A 350-nucleotide genomic window follows, 5' to 3' on the forward strand; every position below is an offset into this window, starting at 1 on the left:
CCCACGCTCCCTACCCCAGGCACTTCCGCAGCACAGTAGGACGGGTTGGGCCTGCGTGGCATCGGAGGACAGGGGGCTGCCGTGCCGGGTCAGGCCTCGCCGACACCCGCTGTCGCAATCCTGACGGGGCAGCCGCTGTCCGTCACCGGTGCACCGGATCCGCAGCCGGGCAATCAGTACGCCCAGATCTCGAACGCCCTGAAGAGCAGCGCGGGCGCTCAGCAGAAACAGGCGCAGGGCGGCGGTGGAGCTATGAGGGCGCCGGAGGTCGGTGGCCGGCCGATCTCGCTGCAGCAGGCGCGGGCCATGTTCGACCCGGGCCGATTTTACGGGATGCTGCGCGGTGCGGG

Annotated in this window: 1 pseudogene; it reads left to right on the top strand. The window is 70.9% G+C overall.

Going from position 1 to position 350, the window contains the following annotated elements:
- Window positions 1–81: 81 nt before the first annotated feature.
- Window positions 82–350 (top strand): annotated as a pseudogene (locus tag MKK63_RS24400) (hypothetical protein); the annotation flags it as partial.

Origin of the sequence: Methylobacterium sp. J-088 (genome assembly GCF_022829295.1) — a bacterium.
Taxonomy (GTDB): domain Bacteria; phylum Pseudomonadota; class Alphaproteobacteria; order Rhizobiales; family Beijerinckiaceae; genus Methylobacterium.